Genomic DNA, 16,738 nt, shown 5'->3' on the forward strand with positions numbered 1-16,738 from the left:
GCACCATGGCTGCATGCTGCTGACCCGGCTGGCCCGTGTGTCCCGGGAGGTCGCCGCCACCTCGGCGCGGTCCCGGAAGATCGCCCTGCTCGCTCAGCTGTTCCGGGACGCGGAGGCGGAGGACGTTCCGGTGGTCATCCCGTATCTGGCGGGACGGCTGCCGCAGGGGCGGCTCGGCGTCGGCTGGAAGGTGCTCGGCCGCCGCGTCGAACCGGCCGACGGTCCGACCCTGACCGTGCGCGAGGTGGACGCCCGGCTCACCGAGCTCGGCAGGGTGTCGGGGCCCGGCTCGCAGGCCGAACGGTCCCGTCTCGTCGGGGAGTTGATGGGCGCGGCCACGGAGGAGGAGCAGCGCTTCCTGCTCGGCCTGATCACCGGCGAGGTCCGGCAGGGCGCACTGGACGCCGTCGCCGTCGAGGGCCTGGCCGAGGCGACCGGCGCGCCCCCGGCGGACGTGCGGCGGGCGGTGATGCTCGCGGGCTCCCTGCAGACGGTGGCCGAGGCCCTGCTCACGGACGGCATCCCCGCCCTGGACCGGTTCCGGCTCACCGTCGGCCGCCCCGTGCTGCCGATGCTGGCGCACAGCGCCTCCTCGGTGGCGGAGGCCGTCGACAAGCTCGGCGGCTGCGCGGTCGAGGAGAAGCTGGACGGCATCCGCGTCCAGGTGCACCGGGACGGCGAGACCGTACGGATCTACACCCGCACCCTCGACGACATCACCGACCGCCTGCCCGAAGTGACGTCGGCCGCGCGGGAGTTGAGGGGCGAGCGGTTCATCCTCGACGGCGAGGTGATCTCCTTCGACGGGGACGGCCGTCCCCGCTCCTTCCAGGAGACCGCGGGGCGCGTCGGCTCCCGCGTGGACGTGGCGAGGGCGGCGCAGGAGGTGCCCGTCTCCCCCGTGTTCTTCGACGCGCTGTCCGTCGACGGCCGCGACCTGCTGGACCTGCCGTTCACCGAGCGGCACGCGGAGCTGTCCCGTCTGGTGCCGGAGCCGATGCGGGTGCGGCGCACGGTCGTGTCCGGACCGGAGGATGTGAGGGCGGCGGAGGAGTTCCTCGCCGAGACGCTGAAGCGGGGCCACGAGGGCGTCGTGGTCAAGGCACTGGACGCCGCCTACAGCGCGGGCCGGCGCGGCGCGTCCTGGCTGAAGGTCAAGCCCGTCCACACGCTCGACCTGGTCGTCCTGGCCGCCGAGTGGGGCCACGGCCGCCGCACCGGGAAGCTCTCCAACCTGCACCTCGGCGCCCGCACCGCCGACGGCGGCCTCGCCATGCTCGGCAAGACCTTCAAGGGCATGACCGACGCGATGCTGGCCTGGCAGACCGAACGGCTCCAGGAGCTGGCCGTCGACGACAACGGGTATGTGGTGACCGTACGCCCCGAACTCGTCGTCGAGATCGCCTACGACGGCCTGCAGAGGTCCACCCGCTACCCGGCCGGCGTCACCCTCCGTTTCGCCCGCGTGGTCCGCTACCGCGAGGACAAGCGCCCTGAGGACGCGGACACGGTGGACACGCTGCTGGCCGCCCACCCGGAGGTGAGGCCATGACGGAGCCCGTCGGCAGACGCAGCGCGGGCCTGCTGCTCTTCCGTCGCGCCCCCGACGACGGCCTTCAGGTGCTGCTCGGCCACATGGGAGGCCCCTTCTTCGCCCGGCGTGATGCCGGGGCGTGGACGGTACCGAAGGGCGAGTACGGCCCCGGCGAGACCGCCTGGGAGGCCGCCCGCCGTGAGTTCCAGGAGGAACTGGGTCTGCCGCCGCCCGACGGTGAGGCGATCGCCCTCGGCGAGGTCCGGCAGTCAGGCGGCAAGATCGTCACGGTCTGGGCGATCGAGGCCGACCTCGACCCCGCGACGATCGCCCCCGGCACCTTCCGCATGGAGTGGCCGCCGAAGTCCGGGCGGTTCCAGGAGTTCCCCGAGCTGGACCGCGTGGCGTGGTTCGGCGTGGACCGGGCCCGGGACGTGATCGTCAAGGCGCAGGCCGCGTTTCTCGACCGCTTGGCGGAGCACTCGGACTGACGAGATGCGGTACCCGGTACCGCGCGGGAAGGTCGAAGCACAGCCCGCTCCGAGGGAGGTCGGTCATGCCCATCGCGACGGTGAACCCGGCGAACGGGGAGACACTCAAGACGTACGAGGCCATGGGCGAGGAGGAGGTGGAGCGCCGGCTCCAGCTCGCCGAGGCCACCTTCCGTACGTACCGCACGACCAGCTTCGACGAGCGCGCCCGTCTGCTGAACCGGGCCGCCGACCTCCTGGAGGAGGACCAGCAGGAGATCGGCCGCGTCATCACCACCGAGATGGGCAAGCCGATCAAGCAGGCCCGCGCGGAGGCCGCGAAGTGCGCCAGGGCGATGCGCTGGTACGCCGAGCACGCTGCGGAGCTGCTCGCCGACGAGGAGCCCGCCGCGTCCGATGTGAAGGACTCCGGCGCCTCCCGCGTCCTGGTCCGCTACCGGCCGCTCGGCCCGGTCCTCGCGGTGATGCCGTGGAACTTCCCGCTGTGGCAGGTGGTCCGGTTCGCGGCGCCCGCGCTGATGGCGGGCAACGTCGGCCTGCTCAAGCACGCCTCCAACGTGCCGCAGACCGCCCTGTACCTGGAGGACCTGTTCCACCGGGCGGGCTTCCCCGAGGGCTGCTTCCAGACCCTGCTGATCGGCTCCGCGGCGGTGGACGACGTCCTGCGCGACGAACGCGTCCGGGCGGCCACCCTCACCGGCAGCGAGCCCGCCGGCCGTGCCGTCGCCTCCACCGCCGGGGAGATGGTCAAGAAGACGGTGCTGGAGCTGGGCGGCAGCGACCCGTTCGTCGTCATGCCGTCCGCCGACCTCGACCGGGCCGCCGAGGTCGCGGTGAACGCACGGGTGCAGAACACCGGGCAGTCCTGCATCGCCGCCAAGCGGTTCATCGTGCACACCGACGTGTACGACGCCTTCGCCGAGCGCTTCACGCAGGGCATGAGGGCGCTGCGGGTCGGCGACCCGCTGGAGGAGGAGACGGAGGTCGGGCCGCTGTCGAGCGAGCGGGGCCGGGACGACCTGGAGGAGCTGGTCGACGACGCGGTGCGCGGCGGTGCCACCGTGCTGTGCGGCGGTGAGCGTCCCGACGGGCCCGGCTGGTACTACCCGCCGACCGTCCTCGCCGGCGTCACCCGCGAGATGCGCATCCATCGGGAGGAGGCCTTCGGACCGGTGGCCACCCTGTACCGGGCGGGCGACCTGGACGAGGCGATCCTGATCGCCAACGACTCGCCGTTCGGACTCAGTTCCAACGTCTGGACCCGCGACGAGACCGACGTCGACCGGTTCGTACGGGACCTGGAGGCCGGTGGCGTGTACGTCAACGGGATGACCGCCTCCCACCCGGCGTTCCCGTTCGGCGGAGTGAAGAGGTCCGGGTACGGGCGTGAGCTGTCCGGGCACGGAATCCGGGAGTTCTGCAACATCACGACGGTTTGGCACGGTGCGTGAGGCTTCCGCGGCTACGATCCCGTCTGTGAACCGCGAAGTGACTCTGCCTCTGATCGTCGACGACCGCGGTACCTTGCAGGTGGCCGCGGCCGACGTGAGCAAGCTGCTCCGCATGGTGGGCGGGCGGTGGGTGCGTCTGGTCGAGGCCGGTGAGGAGGGGCTCGACGAGGACACGGTTGCGGCTTTGACCATTGAGCTCGCCAAGCTGGCCGACCGTATCGACGTGGCCTGCATCGCGCACAGCAGTGGCGCTGCGCCGTAGGGTCGGTCCCTACGCGGTCGGCTCGTGCAGCGTCGACCAGAACATCGCCTCGTAGCTCTGGAGCAGGCGGCCGTACGTGAAGGCGAGGTTCTCGTCGAGCCGGCCCCTGTCCAGCCCCGCCTGCACGGCGGCCGTTGCCTTCTGGTCCAGCTCGGGGGCCGGTTCCGCGAAGAAGTCGAAGAAGGAGCAGGCCTCGTCCGGGAAGCCGTAGTGCCGGCGCAGGGCCTTGGCGATCGTGGCGCAGTAGCCTCCCCAGGCGGAGAAGTTGGCGTGGAGTGCCAGGACGACATCGGCCGGTGAGGCGTTGAGGGCCAGCCAGGCTACGTACGCGGGGTACGTCTGGCAGCCGGGGAGCGGCTCGTACGCGGCCGTCCGCGCCTCGTCCACGCCGCATGCTGCGGCGAACGCCCCCAACCGCTCCCCCGCCAGCGCCTCGCCCTCCGCGAGCGCCCCGAAGAACCCGGCCGCCTCCTCGCCGTCGCGTTCCGCCAGGTGGAGGAAGGCACGGCGGTCGGCGGCGATCACCCAGCGCTGTTCCAGGGCGAGCAGGGCGAGGGTGTCCCGGGTGGCGGCGCCCCGCGCGATCAGCGGGACGAGCGGGTTGGCCCGTGGGTCCGGGGCCAGCTCGGCAGTGATCGTCTCCAGCAGCTCCCGGGCCGTACGGGCCATCGGTACCTCCGTCAGGTCGGCGACACGGATACTGTTCCCCGCCCTGACCCAGGGCTCCCGCTATCGAATCGGCATTCCCGACAACGTGCGGGCGATCACCAGCCGCTGGATCTCGCTGGTCCCCTCGAAGATGGTGTAAATGGCCGCATCACGGTGCATGCGCTCCACCGGGTACTCCCGCGTGTACCCGTTGCCGCCCAGGATCTGGATCGCCTGCGCGGTGACCTTCTTCGCCGTCTCGCTCGCGAACAGCTTGGACATCGAGCCCTCGGCCGCGGTGAACGGCTTCCCGTTGATCGCCATCCAGGAGGCACGCCACACCAGCAGTCGCGCGGCGTCGATCTGCGTGCGCATGTCCGCGAGCTGGAAGGCGACCCCTTGGTTGTCGATGACCGGCCGGCCGAACTGCTCGCGCGTCTTGGCGTAGTCGAGGGCCACCTCGTACGCGGCCCGGGCGGTGCCCACCGCCATCGCGCCGACCGCCGGACGGGACGCCTCGAAGGTCGCCATCGCGGCGTTCTTGACCCGCTCTCCGTCCTTCTTGGCCTTCTCCCGGGCGCGCGCGAGGCGCTCGTCCAGCTTCTCCTTGCCGCCGAGCAGACAGGAGCCGGGAACGCGTACGCCGTCGAGGATCACCTCGGCGGTGTGCGAGGCGCGGATGCCGTGCTTCTTGAACTTCTGCCCCTGCGACAGGCCGGGCGTGTTCGGCGGGATGATGAAGGAGGCGTGCCCCTTGGAGCCGAGCTCCGGGTCGACCACGGCGACGACGACATGGACGTTGGCGATGCCGCCGTTGGTCGCCCAGGTCTTGGTGCCGTTGATCACCCACTCGTCCTTGGCCTCGTCGTACACCGCGCGCGTGCGCATGGAGGCCACGTCGGATCCGGCGTCGGGCTCGGAGGAGCAGAAGGCGGCGACCTTGACATCGTTCACGTCGCCGTACATCTGGGGGATCCAGGTGCCGATCTGTTCCTCGGTGCCGTTGGCGAGGACGCCGACGGCGGCGAGGCCGGTGCCGACGATGGACAGGGCGATGCCCGCGTCACCCCAGAACAGCTCCTCCATGGCCATGGGAATGCCGAGGCCGGTGGAGTCGAAGTACTGCTGGGCGTAGAAGTCGAGGGAGTAGATGCCGACCTTGGCGGCCTCCTGGATGACCGGCCAGGGAGTCTCCTCACGCTCGTCCCACTCGGCTGCCGCGGGGCGGATCACATCGGCGGCGAAGCCATGGAGCCAGTCCCGGACCTCCTTCTGCTCGTCATTGAGCTCCATGGTGAACTCGGCCATGTCCCCTCCAGCGGCGCACATGCTGTTACTTGCGGTAACACCAGTCTGTTACTGGCCGGTAGGAAAGTCAACTCCTGGTGACCCGTCGGCAGCCCGTTCGATGTGCAGGGCATGTTTCAGTGTTAGTTTGCGCAGGGCGTCACCGAACCAGCACGGGTGGGGGAGAGCACATGGACACCACGCAGCGGACCGATCAGCAGCGGTCGGCCGACCGCCGGCGGCGCGAGCTGCTGGAGGCGGCCGACCGGGTGGTGCTGCGCGACGGCCCCCAGGCCTCGATGAACGCCATCGCCGCGGAGGCCGGTATCACCAAACCGATCCTCTACCGGCACTTCGGCGACAAGGGCGGACTTTACGCAGCGTTGGCCAAGCGCCACACGGACGCCCTGCTGGACTCCCTCCGCGCCGCGCTGGACGCCCCAGCCGACAGACGGGAACGCGTCGCGGCCACGCTGGACACCTATCTGGCGGCCATCGAGGCGCGCCCCCAGGTGTACCGCTTCCTGATGCACCCGGCGGAAGGCTCACAGGGCGACCAGGGCTTCGACGTCGGCAAGCACAGCGCGCCGCTGCTGCGCAGGATGGGCGAGGAGCTGGCGCAGGTCATCGAGGACCGGCTGGACCTCGGGCCGGAGAGTCAGCAGCTGGCGCGGGTGTGGGGGCACGGCATCGTCGGCATGATGCACGCCGCCGGGGACTGGTGGCTGGGCGAGCGCCCGTGCTCGCGAGCGGATCTGGTGCGGAGCCTGGCCGACCTGTTGTGGGGGCGGCTCGCCGCCGCGGGGGACAAATTGGGAGGTCCGGGGTTCTGACGGTGGTCCCCTAGGGACGCGGCACCCGCCCATGCCAGGAAGCGCGCGTCACCTGTCGCATGAGCCGGCGGTGGCGCCAGCCGGTCAGCCGGTCCGCGTACACCCGCCCCTCCAGGTGATCACACTCGTGCTGCAGGCACCGCGCGAAGAACCCCGTCCCATGGACGGTGACCGGCTCCCCGGTCACCGTGAACCCCTCGACCACCGCATGGTCGTACCGCTCCGTCCCCGCCTCCAGCCCCGGCAGCGACAGACAGCCCTCCGGCCCCCGCACCACCACCCCGTCGGCCGTTTCCAGCCGCGGGTTCACCACATGCCCCAGATGCCGTACGTCCTCGTCGTCCGGGCAGTCGTACACGAACACCCTGAGCGGCTCGCCGATCTGGTTCGCGGCCAGTCCCACCCCTTGCGCCGCGTACATGGTCGCGAACAGATCCTCCACAAGTGAGGCCAGTTCGGGACCGAAGTCGGTGACCTCCCGGCACGGCTCGCGCAGTACCGTGTCGCCGAGCAGGGTCAGAGGCCGGACGCGCCCGCGGGCGCCCGGGATCGAGCCGTTTCGCATGGCGGCAAGGGTACGGATTCGGGAGTGCGAATGGATCTCGATAGGCTGACCACCACCACGTTGCCGTCAGGCAGGAGCGGCGCGTACGCAAGGAGGATCGAGAACTGATGGCAGGCAACTCGGACCCGCTGACGCCGCGGGCCAAGCTGGCCGTGACCGCGGGCAAGGCGGTCGCGGCGGCATCGCGCGCCGCGGGGCGCGGCAGCGGTTCGGTGATCGGCGGCCGGGTGGCCCTGAAGCTCGACCCCGACCTGCTGGCCCGGCTGGCCCAGAACCTGGATGTGGTCCTGGTCTCGGCGACCAACGGCAAGACCACCACCACCCGGCTCATCGCCGAGGCGCTGCGGGCCGCGGGGCCGGTCGTGTCCAACGCGCTCGGCGCGAACATGCCGGCCGGTATCACCTCGGCCCTCGCGGGCGGCTCGGACGCGCGGTACGGCGTGATCGAGGTCGACGAGAAGTACCTCGCCGGGGTCGCCCGGGACACCGACCCCAAGTGCATCGCGCTGCTCAACCTCTCCCGCGACCAGCTCGACCGCGCCGCCGAGACCCGTATGCTCGCCGAGAACTGGCGTGAGGGCCTGGCCGGTTCGAAGGCCGTCATCGTGGCCAACTGCGACGACCCGCTGGTGGTGTGGGCGGCCTCCTCCTCCCCCAACGTGATCTGGGTCGCCGCCGGGCAGATGTGGAAGGACGACGCCTGGTCCTGCCCGTCCTGCGGTGGCGTGATGCAGCGCCCCGGCGACGACTGGTTCTGCGGCGAGTGCGGCTTCCGCCGGCCCACCGCGAGCTGGGCGCTGTCCGGCGACCACGTCCTCGACCCGCACGGCTCCGCCTGGCCGATCCACCTCCAGCTGCCGGGCCGCGCCAACAAGGCCAACGCCGCCAGCTCCGCCGCCGTCGCCGCCGTCTTCGGGGTGCCGCCGCAGGTCGCGCTGGAACGCATGTACCAGGTGCAGGCGGTGGCCGGGCGCTACGACGTCGTCCAGTTCCAGGGCCGTGATCTGCGGCTGCTGCTCGCGAAGAACCCCGCGGGCTGGCTGGAGACGTTCTCCCTGATCGACCCGCCGCCGACCCCGGTGATCCTCTCGGTGAACGCCCGCTCCGCCGACGGCACCGACACCTCCTGGCTGTGGGACGTCGACTACGCGCGTCTGACCGGCCACCCGATCTGCGTGATCGGCGACCGGAAGCTGGACCTCGCGGTGCGTCTGGAGGTCGCGAACCAGCAGTTCCAGGTGTGCGACGACCTCGACCAGGCGGTGCAGCTGTGCCCGCCCGGCCGGATCGAGGTCATCGCGAACTACACCGCGTTCCAGGACCTGCGCCGCCGCGTCGGCAACTGACCACGAACACTCAGGGGACTTTTGTGAGCGACAACCAGCTGCGGATCGTCTGGATCTACCCGGACCTGCTCAGCACGTACGGCGACCAGGGCAACGTCCTCGTCGTGGAGCGCCGGGCCCGGCAGCGCGGTCTCGACGTGGCCCGGCTCGACGTGCGCAGCGACCAGCCGATCCCGACGTCCGGCGACATCTACCTGATCGGCGGCGGCGAGGACCGGCCGCAGCGGCTCGCGGCCGAGCGGCTGCGGCGTGACGGTGGTCTGCACCGGGCCGTGGAGAACGGCGCGATCGTGTTCTCGGTGTGCGCCGGCTACCAGATCCTCGGCCACGAGTTCATCAACGACCTCGGCCAGCGCGAGCCCGGCCTCGGCCTGCTCGACGTGGTCTCGGTGCGCGGCGAGGGCGCGCGCTGCGTCGGCGACGTGCTGGCCGACATCGATCCGCGCCTGGGCCTCCCCCCGCTGACCGGCTTCGAGAACCACCAGGGCGTGACCCACCTCGGCCCCACCGCCCGTCCGCTCGCCCGGGTCCAGCTCGGCAATGGCAACGGCACGGGTGACGGCACCGAGGGCGCGTACAACGACACGGTCTTCGGCACGTACATGCACGGTCCCGTGCTCGCGCGGAACCCGCTGATCGCGGACCTGCTGCTGAAGCTGGCCCTCGACGTCAACGCACTGCCCCCGACCGACGACCGCTGGTACGAGGCCCTGCGCAACGAGCGCATCGCGGCTGCGCAGCAGCCTGCGTAGGTACAGCTGCGCAGCAGCCTGCGTAGGTACAGCTGCGCAGCAGCCTGCGTAGGTACAGCTGCGCAGCAGCCTGCGTGACCAGGGGTGTACGGCAGCCCGCGTGAGCTGCCGTACACCTGGTGTCAACCGCCTTGTCAACGGCCCGTCTGACGGCCCATCCGCACAGGTGAGCGGCCCCGTCCAGCAGGCGGACGCGTGGTGCTGCCCCGCCCCCTTGTGCCGCTAGGGTGTCGGGGATCGAGCCGGACAGCGTGGTCCGGTCCCCGTGCCCACGTTGAGAAGGTATTTCGGGCTATGCGCATTGGTGTCCTCACGTCCGGCGGCGACTGCCCCGGCCTGAACGCCGTCATCCGGTCCGTCGTGCACCGTGCCGTCGCCGACCACGGCGACGAGGTCATCGGTTTCCGGGACGGCTGGAAGGGCCTCCTGGAGTGCGACTACCTCAAGCTCGACCTCGACGCGGTGGGCGGCATCCTCGCCCGCGGCGGCACCATCCTCGGCTCCTCCCGGGTCCGTCCCGAGCATCTGCGGGACGGCGTGGCCCGGGCCAAGGGCCATGTCGAGGAACTCGGCCTCGACGCCATCATCCCGATCGGCGGTGAGGGCACGCTGAAGGCGGCCCGGCTGTTGTCGGACAACGGCCTGCCGATAGTCGGCGTGCCGAAGACCATCGACAACGACATCGCCGTCACGGACGTCACCTTCGGTTTCGACACGGCCGTCGGCGTCGCGACCGAGGCGCTGGACCGGCTGAAGACCACCGCCGAGTCGCACCAGCGTGTGCTGATCGTGGAGGTCATGGGCCGCCACACCGGCTGGATCGCCCTGCACTCGGGCATGGCGGCCGGCGCCCACGCCATCGTCGTCCCCGAGCGGCCCTTCGACATCGACGAGTTGACCAGGAAGGTCGGCGAGCGGTTCGAGGCGGGCAAGCGGTTCGCCATCGTGGTGGCGGCGGAGGGCGCCAAGCCGAAGCCCGGCAGCATGGACTTCGACGAGGGCGGCAAGGACATCTACGGCCACGAGCGCTTCGCCGGGATAGCGCGGCAGCTCTCGGTGGAGCTGGAGCGGCGGCTGGGCAAGGAGGCGCGGCCGGTGATCCTGGGCCATGTCCAGCGCGGTGGGACGCCCACGGCGTACGACCGGGTGCTGGCCACCCGGTTCGGATGGCATGCGGTGGAGGCCGTGCATCGCGGGGAGTTCGGGCAGATGACCGCGCTGCGTGGCACCGACATCGTGATGGTGTCCCTGGCGGAGGCGGTGGAGACGCTGAAGACGGTGCCGGAGGACCGGTACGCCGAGGCCGAGTGCGTCCTGTAGATCGTCCTGGGAACCACGTCGTCCGGAACTGAAGAATCCGCCCCCGGCCGCAGCTGCGGCCGGGGGCGGTTCTAGTCTTGTGCCGGACAGATTGCGCTCAACCCCCACGAAACAGGAGCCGCGGATGGATCACAGCGGGCACGGCATGATGACGGATCTGCCGCCGTTCACGCTGGGACGAGGGCTCGAATGGTCCGCGGACCCGTTCTTTCTCACGGCCTGCCTGCTGGGGCTGGCGCTGTACGGGTGGGGCGTCGTGCGGCTCGTGCGGCGTGGGGACAAGTGGCCCGTGGGGCGGACGGTCGCGTACGTCGCCGGGGTGCTGAGCATCGGGCTCATGATGTGCACCGGGCTGAACGACTACGGCATGGTCATGTTCAGCGTGCACATGGTCCAGCACATGGTGATCAGCATGGTGTCGCCGATCCTGATCCTGCTCGGCGCTCCGATCACCCTGGCGCTGCGTGCGCTGCCGACGGCGGGCCGTGGCCGCAAGGGGCCGCGGGAGCTGCTGCTGATGCTGCTGCACAGCCGGTACATGCGGATCATCACGCATCCCGCGTTCACCATCCCGCTGTTCATCGCGAGCCTGTACGGGCTGTACTTCACCCCGTTGTTCGACTTCCTGATGGGCTCCAAGGCCGGGCACATCGCGATGATGGTGCACTTCCTCGCCGTCGGCCTGGTGTTCTTCTGGCCGATCATGGGGGTGGACCCGGGTCCGCACCGGCCCGGCTATCTGTTGCGGATGCTGGAGCTGTTCGCGGGCATGCCGTTCCACGCGTTCTTCGGCATCGCGCTGATGATGGCGTCCGCGCCCATGGTGGAGACGTTCCAGAACCCGCCCGCCTCGCTGGGTATCGAGGCGCTCTCCGACCAGAACGCGGCCGGCGGGATCGCGTGGGCGTTCAGCGAGGTTCCGTCCGTGCTGGTGCTGATCGCGCTGCTGTTCCAGTGGTACGCGTCGGACCAGCGGCAGGCCCGGCGCCAGGACCGGGCCGCCGACCGTGACGGGGACAAGGAACTTGAGGCGTACAACGCCTATCTGGCCTCACTGCACGCACGCGGGCGGTGAAGGGCGGCGCCCTTCAGTGGCGTGCCCGATGTGCTGGCGCTCGACGGGCTGCCCTGGGGCGTCACGCCGGACCGCACGGGGTCGCCGTACGGCCGGGTCCTGCTCGCCGGCCACGGCGGCTCGGGGCCGCCGGACTCCGGTGGGACGCCCACCGCCGACCTGTTCTCGCTGGGCCGCACGCTCTACTTCGGCGTCGAGGGCCGCGAGGGACGTGCCGCCGTCCGACTACGGATTCGACCCCTCGGTCTACGAGGCGGGGTCGTGGACCGGCCACGGCCCCAGGAAATCCGGCACACATTACGTCGTGTGCACCGTGCGGAAGCAGAACGGGGGCACCATGGAGAGGGACGAACCATGAGGAGGGTGTTGCGATGCCCGGTTCTACGGACGGTTCAACGAAGACGATGGGGGCGCTCACACTGGGTGGGCTCGTGGTGGTGACGGCCTACACGGTGGCGCTCGGCAGCAACGGATGGCTGTGGTTCGGTTGGGTCGTCCTGGGGCTGATCACCCTCGGCATGATCGTCACCACCCGCAGCACCTGAGGTTCACTCGCGGGTGAGCCGCCCGGCCGAGTGCACGCCCGGCTGGTATTTGGGCAGCCGGACGGTGATCTTCATGCCCGCGCCCACGGCGGTCTCGATCACGAGGCCGTGGTCGTCTCCGTAGACCTGGCGGAGCCGGTCGTCGACGTTGGACAGGCCGATGCCGCCCGAGGGGCTGACCTCGCGGGCGAGGATGCGGCGCAGCAGTCCGGGGTCCATGCCCGCGCCGTCGTCCTCGATGACGACCAGGGCCTCGGCGCCGGCGTCCTGCGCGGTGATCTGGATGTGGCACTTGCCCAGGGACACGGCCTTGCCCTCCAGGCCGTGCTTGACGGCGTTCTCGACGAGCGGCTGCAGGCACAGGAAGGGCAGGGCGACCGGCAGCACCTCGGGGGCGATCTGCAGGGTCACGGAGAGGCGGTCGCCGAAGCGTGCCCTGACCAGCGCCAAGTAGTGGTCGATGGCGTGGAGTTCGTCGGCGAGGGTGGTGAAGTCGCCGTGCCTGCGGAACGAGTAGCGGGTGAAGTCGGCGAACTCCAGGAGGAGTTCGCGGGCGCGTTCGGGGTCGGTGCGGACGAACGAGGCGATCACCGCGAGCGAGTTGAAGATGAAGTGCGGGGATATCTGGGCCCGCAGTGCCTTGATCTCGGCCTCGATCAGCCGGGTGCGGGACTGGTCGAGGTCGGCCAGCTCCAGCTGGACGGAGACCCAGCGGGCGACTTCGCCGGCGGCCCGGACCAGGACGGCGGACTCGCGGGGCGCGCAGGCGACGAGGGCGCCGTGCACCCGGTCGTCGACGGTCAGCGGGGCGACCACGGCCCAGCGCACCGCGCAGTCGGGCGTGTCGCAGGTCAGCCGGAAGGCCTCGCCGCGGCCGGTCTCCAGCGGCCCGGCGAGGCGCGCCATGATCTCCGTGCGGTGGTGTGCTCCCGCGCCGTCCCAGACCAGGACCTCCTTCTCGTCGGTCAGGCACAGCGCGTCCGTGCCGAGCAGGGAGCGCAGCTTGCGGGCCGACTTGCGGGCCGTCTCCTCGGTCAGTCCCGCTCTGAGCGGGGGCGCGGCGAGGGAGGCGGTGTGCAGGGTCTGGAAGGTGGCGTGCTCGACGGGGGTGCCGAGCCCGCCGAGGTTCTGCGGCCGGGCCGTACGCCGCCCGAGCCAGAACCCGGCGGCCAGCAACGGCAGCACGGCCACGCACAGGCCCGCGAGGAAACCGCTCATGCCGTCACCTCCGTCCGCAGTTCCTCCGGCAGGTGGAACCGGGCCAGGATCGCCGCCGTCCCGGCCGGCACCCGGCCCGGGGTGGCGAGGGACACCAGCACCATGGTGAGGAAGGCCAGCGGCACCGACCACAGCGCGGGCCAGGCGAGCAGCGCGTGCAGCGCCCCGCCGCCCGGGATGCCCGCCATGGTCGCGGTGACGGCGAGCAGCGCGGAGCCGCCGCCCACCAGCATCCCGGCGGCGGCGCCCGGCGGGGTCAGCCGCCGCCACCAGATGCCGAGGACCAGCAGCGGGCAGAACGACGACGCCGACACGGCGAACGCGAGCCCGACGGCGTCGGCGACCGGCAGCCCGCCGACGAGGACGCTCGCCGCGAGGGGTACGGCCATGGCGAGCACCGTGCCGAGCCGGAAGTGCCGTACGCCGCGGGAGGGCAGGACGTCCTGGGTGAGGACGCCCGCGATGGCCATGGTCAGCCCGGAGGCGGTGGACAGGAACGCGGCGAAGGCGCCCCCGGCGACCAGCGCCCCGAGCAGGTCGCCGCCCACTCCCCCGATCATGCGGTCGGGCAGCAGCAGGACCGCGGCGTCCGCGTCCCCGGTGAGGGTGAGTTCGGGGGCGTACAGGCGGCCCAGCGCGCCGTAGACCGGCGGCAGCAGGTAGAAGGCGCCGATCAGGCCGAGCACGGCGACGGTGGTGCGGCGGGCGGCGACGCCGTGCGGGCTGGTGTAGAAGCGGACCACGACGTGCGGCAGGCCCATGGTGCCGAGGAAGGTGGCGAGGATCAGTCCGTACGTCGCGTACAGGGGGCGTTCCTCGCGGTTCTCGGCCCGCGAGGGTGCGAGACCGCCGCTGCTGCGGGATTCCGCCCGGGGGACCGTGCTGCCCTGGGCGAAGGTCAGGCGGGTACCGGCGTCGATGTGGTGGGTGCCCGCAGGAAGCCGTAGTTCGGTGCCTTCGTGGGGGCGGCCGTCGACGGTGCCGTCCACGGTGACGGTCAGGGGCTCCGCCAGCTTCAGGTCGAGGCTGTCGTCGACGCGGACGACCCGCTGTTCGCGGAAGGTCGCCGGTTCGTCGAAGGCGTGACGGGGAGCTCCGTCGCCCTGCCAGGCGAGGACCAGGAAGAGGGCGGGGACGAGGAGGGCGGTGAGCTTGAGCCAGTATTGGAAGGCCTGTACGAAGGTGATGCTGCGCATGCCGCCCGCGGCGACGGTCGCGGTCACGACGACGGCGACGATCACTCCGCCGAGCCATGCGGGCGCCCCGGTCAGCACGGTCAGTGTCAGCCCGGCGCCCTGCAGCTGGGGCAGCAGGTACAGCCAGCCGACGCCGACGACGAACGCTCCCGCCAGCCGCCGTACCGCCTGGGAGGCGAGCCGGGCCTCGGCGAAGTCGGGCAGGGTGTAGGCGCCGGAGCGGCGCAGCGGGGCCGCGACGAACAGCAGCAGGACCAGGTATCCGGCGGTGTAGCCGACCGGGTACCAGAGCATGTCGGGGCCCTGCACCAGGACCAGGCCCGCGATGCCGAGAAAGGAGGCGGCGGAGAGGTACTCGCCGCTGATGGCGGCGGCGTTGAGGCGGGGGCCGACGGTGCGGGAGGCGACGTAGAAGTCGGAGGTGGTGCGGGAGATGCGCAGGCCGAAGGCGCCGACGAGGACGGTCGCCACGACGACGAGGGCGACGGCGGGGACGGCATAGCTGGAGTTCACGCGCGGTCCTCGGTCTTATCGGTCCTCGACGAGGCGCACGAAGTCGCGCTCGTTGCGCTCGGCGCGGCGCACGTACCAGCGGGCGAGCAGGACCAGCGGGGTGTAGAGGCCGAAGCCGAGCACCGCCCATTCCAGGCGGCGGGCGTCGGGCATCGCCGCGAACAGCAGCGGCAGCGGGCCGACGAGCAGCCCGAGGACGGCGAACACGGCCAGGGCGGCGCGCAGCTGGGTGCGCATCAGGGAGCGGACGTAGGTGTGGCCGAGGGTGGTCTGCTCGTCGATCTCGGTGCGTGGGCGGTAGTAGCCGGAGGCCCTCCGGCGGGTGCGGCGGGGCGGACCGGTGACGACGACGCGGCGTTCGGTGTGGTCCTGGGGCACGTCTCACGGCCTCCTCATCAGCAGGTCCCGCAGTTCGCGCGCGTGGCGTCGGCTGACCTGGAGTTCCTCGGTGCCGACCAGGACGCTGACGGTGCCCGCGTCGAGGCGGAGCTCGCCGATGTGGCGCAGGGCGACCAGATGGCGGCGGTGGATGCGGACGAAGCCGCGGGAGCGCCAGCGCTCCTCCAGGGTGGACAGCGGGATCCGGACGAGGTGGCTGCCCTTGTCGGTGTGGAGGCGGGCGTAGTCGCCCTGCGCCTCGACGTGGGTGATGTCGTCGACGGCGACGAAACGGGTCACGCCACCCAGTTCCACGGGTATGTGGTCGGGGTCGGGCTCGTGCACGGGTATGCGCGGGGCGGTGCCGCGCAGCTCGGCGGCCCGGCGCACGGCCTCCGCGAGGCGCTCCTTGCGGACGGGTTTGAGAACGTAGTCGACGGCCTTGAGGTCGAAGGCCTGCACGGCGAAGTCCTCGTGGGCGGTGACGAACACGACCAGCGGCGGATCGGCGAACCCGGTCAGCAGCCGGGCGAGGTCCAGGCCGTCGAGGCCGGGCATCTGGATGTCGAGGAAGACGACGTCGATCGCCTCGGGCCCGTCCGGCCCGGACTGCAGGGCGCGGTTGATGCGGCGCAGCGCCTCGGTCGCGTCACCGGCGCCCTCCGCGCTGCCGATGCGGGGGTCGGCGTTCAGCAGGTAGAGCAGTTCCTCCAGCGAGGGGCGTTCGTCGTCGACAGCGAGGGCGCGCAGCATGAACCCGGAGTGTAGGTGCAATCCGTACGTCTGGACATGTGCCGGGGGATGGACGTTTCCGCTGGATACAGTGCCGACATGAACAGCAGGCCCACGCCGTTCGACGAGCTCGACCGGAAGATCATCACCGCGCTGATGGCGAACGCCAGGACCAGCTTCGCCGAGATCGGCGTGGACGTCGGGCTGTCGGCGACGGCGGTGAAGCGCCGGGTGGACCGGCTGCGCGAGACCGGCGTGATCACCGGGTTCACGGCCACGGTGAGGCCGTCGGCGCTGGGCTGGCGCACCGAGGCCTACGTGGAGGTGTACTGCGAGGGCGCGGCTCCGCCCCGGCGGCTGGCCGAGGTGGTGCGCAACCATCCGGAGATCACCGCGGCGATGACGGTGACCGGCGGCGCGGACGCGCTGCTGCACGTGCGGGCGCGGGACGTGGAGCACTTCGAGGAGGTGCTGGAGCGGATCCGGGCGGAGCCGTTCATCCGGAAGACGATCAGCGTGATGGTGCTGTCCCACCTGATTCCGGAGAGCCCGGAGGCGGGCGCGAGCCATCCCGCCCCGTAAGGCGCAGCAG

The 16,738-nt window shown here is 71.4% G+C and carries 18 protein-coding genes and 1 pseudogene; 12 read left to right on the forward strand and 7 right to left on the reverse strand.

Annotated features, from left to right (window positions below):
- Nucleotides 1-13 precede the first annotated feature (13 nt).
- The 4 genes from NW895_RS35305 to NW895_RS35320 all read left to right on the forward strand — a co-directional run bounded on the left by NW895_RS35305 (nt 14) and on the right by NW895_RS35320 (nt 3,738).
- On the forward strand, nt 14-1,552 hold the full coding sequence (locus tag NW895_RS35305) for an ATP-dependent DNA ligase (RefSeq protein WP_289940929.1): 1,539 nt from the start codon (nt 14-16) through the stop codon (nt 1,550-1,552).
- Nucleotides 1,549-2,025: an NUDIX domain-containing protein gene (locus NW895_RS35310; protein WP_289940930.1), complete on the forward strand. Its 477-nt coding sequence runs from the start codon at nt 1,549-1,551 to the stop codon at nt 2,023-2,025. The genes NW895_RS35305 and NW895_RS35310 overlap by 4 nt, the downstream gene beginning before the upstream one ends.
- Before the next feature lie 65 nt (nt 2,026-2,090).
- Nucleotides 2,091-3,476, forward strand: a complete 1,386-nt coding sequence (locus NW895_RS35315; protein WP_289940931.1) for an NADP-dependent succinic semialdehyde dehydrogenase — start codon at nt 2,091-2,093, stop codon at nt 3,474-3,476.
- A gap of 25 nt (nt 3,477-3,501) precedes the next feature.
- Nucleotides 3,502-3,738 (forward strand): DUF6213 family protein, encoded by a 237-nt coding sequence (locus NW895_RS35320; protein ID WP_289940932.1) that lies wholly within the window; start codon nt 3,502-3,504, stop codon nt 3,736-3,738.
- Nucleotides 3,739-3,747: 9 nt separating this feature from the next.
- Here NW895_RS35320 and NW895_RS35325 read toward each other — a convergent pair whose 3' ends face one another.
- A complete protein-coding gene (locus tag NW895_RS35325) occupies nt 3,748-4,407 on the reverse strand; it encodes a transcriptional regulator (protein ID WP_289940933.1) in 660 nt (219 codons plus the stop codon).
- Nucleotides 4,408-4,467: 60 nt separating this feature from the next.
- Complete coding sequence (locus NW895_RS35330) at nt 4,468-5,694, reverse strand: acyl-CoA dehydrogenase family protein (RefSeq protein WP_289940934.1); 1,227 nt, start codon at nt 5,692-5,694, stop codon at nt 4,468-4,470.
- A gap of 170 nt (nt 5,695-5,864) precedes the next feature.
- On the opposite strand from NW895_RS35330, the gene NW895_RS35335 reads away from it, so the two are divergent.
- A complete protein-coding gene (locus NW895_RS35335; protein WP_289940935.1) occupies nt 5,865-6,506 on the forward strand; it encodes a TetR family transcriptional regulator in 642 nt (213 codons plus the stop codon).
- Nucleotides 6,507-6,516: 10 nt separating this feature from the next.
- On the opposite strand, the gene def is transcribed toward NW895_RS35335, so the two are convergent.
- Nucleotides 6,517-7,071, reverse strand: a complete 555-nt coding sequence (gene def / locus NW895_RS35340) for a peptide deformylase (protein WP_289940936.1) — start codon at nt 7,069-7,071, stop codon at nt 6,517-6,519.
- Between the two features lie 107 nt (nt 7,072-7,178).
- Between def and NW895_RS35345 the strand changes: the two genes are divergently transcribed.
- The 6 genes and pseudogenes from NW895_RS35345 (at nt 7,179) to NW895_RS35370 (ending at nt 12,109) form a co-directional block, all read left to right on the forward strand.
- Nucleotides 7,179-8,417, forward strand: coding sequence for a MurT ligase domain-containing protein (locus tag NW895_RS35345; RefSeq protein WP_289940938.1), 1,239 nt, complete (start codon nt 7,179-7,181; stop codon nt 8,415-8,417).
- Nucleotides 8,418-8,440: 23 nt separating this feature from the next.
- On the forward strand, nt 8,441-9,169 hold the full coding sequence (locus NW895_RS35350) for a glutamine amidotransferase (protein WP_289940940.1): 729 nt from the start codon (nt 8,441-8,443) through the stop codon (nt 9,167-9,169).
- 294 nt (nt 9,170-9,463) lie between these two features.
- The gene (locus NW895_RS35355) at nt 9,464-10,489 is read left to right on the forward strand and encodes a 6-phosphofructokinase (protein WP_289940942.1); all 1,026 of its coding nucleotides are present in this window, start codon (nt 9,464-9,466) and stop codon (nt 10,487-10,489) included.
- A 124-nt stretch (nt 10,490-10,613) separates the two neighbouring features.
- A complete protein-coding gene (locus NW895_RS35360) occupies nt 10,614-11,564 on the forward strand; it encodes a cytochrome c oxidase assembly protein (protein WP_289940944.1) in 951 nt (316 codons plus the stop codon).
- Between the two features lie 175 nt (nt 11,565-11,739).
- A pseudogene (locus NW895_RS35365) lies at nt 11,740-11,922 on the forward strand (serine/threonine protein phosphatase); the annotation flags it as partial.
- A gap of 13 nt (nt 11,923-11,935) precedes the next feature.
- Entirely contained in the window at nt 11,936-12,109 is a 174-nt protein-coding gene (locus tag NW895_RS35370; RefSeq protein WP_289940945.1) for a hypothetical protein, read from the forward strand.
- Between the two features lie 3 nt (nt 12,110-12,112).
- Here NW895_RS35370 and NW895_RS35375 read toward each other — a convergent pair whose 3' ends face one another.
- From NW895_RS35375 to NW895_RS35390, 4 genes are read right to left on the reverse strand one after another with little or no spacing between them, the layout of a single operon-like run.
- Complete coding sequence (locus NW895_RS35375) at nt 12,113-13,327, reverse strand: histidine kinase (RefSeq protein ID WP_289940946.1); 1,215 nt, start codon at nt 13,325-13,327, stop codon at nt 12,113-12,115.
- The gene (locus NW895_RS35380; protein WP_289940947.1) at nt 13,324-15,036 is read right to left on the reverse strand and encodes a cation acetate symporter; all 1,713 of its coding nucleotides are present in this window, start codon (nt 15,034-15,036) and stop codon (nt 13,324-13,326) included. The genes NW895_RS35375 and NW895_RS35380 overlap by 4 nt, the downstream gene beginning before the upstream one ends.
- A 15-nt stretch (nt 15,037-15,051) precedes the next feature.
- On the reverse strand, nt 15,052-15,414 hold the full coding sequence (locus NW895_RS35385) for a hypothetical protein (RefSeq protein ID WP_289940948.1): 363 nt from the start codon (nt 15,412-15,414) through the stop codon (nt 15,052-15,054).
- 3 nt (nt 15,415-15,417) lie between these two features.
- Nucleotides 15,418-16,167 carry a LytTR family DNA-binding domain-containing protein gene (locus NW895_RS35390; protein WP_289940949.1) on the reverse strand — a complete coding sequence of 250 codons (750 nt, stop codon included), beginning with the start codon at nt 16,165-16,167 and terminating at the stop codon, nt 15,418-15,420.
- 78 nt (nt 16,168-16,245) lie between these two features.
- On the opposite strand from NW895_RS35390, the gene NW895_RS35395 reads away from it, so the two are divergent.
- Nucleotides 16,246-16,728: an Lrp/AsnC family transcriptional regulator gene (locus tag NW895_RS35395; protein WP_289940950.1), complete on the forward strand. Its 483-nt coding sequence runs from the start codon at nt 16,246-16,248 to the stop codon at nt 16,726-16,728.
- Nucleotides 16,729-16,738 lie beyond the last annotated feature (10 nt).

The organism is Streptomyces sp. S.PNR 29 (assembly GCF_030386795.1).
Classification (GTDB): domain Bacteria; phylum Actinomycetota; class Actinomycetes; order Streptomycetales; family Streptomycetaceae; genus Streptomyces.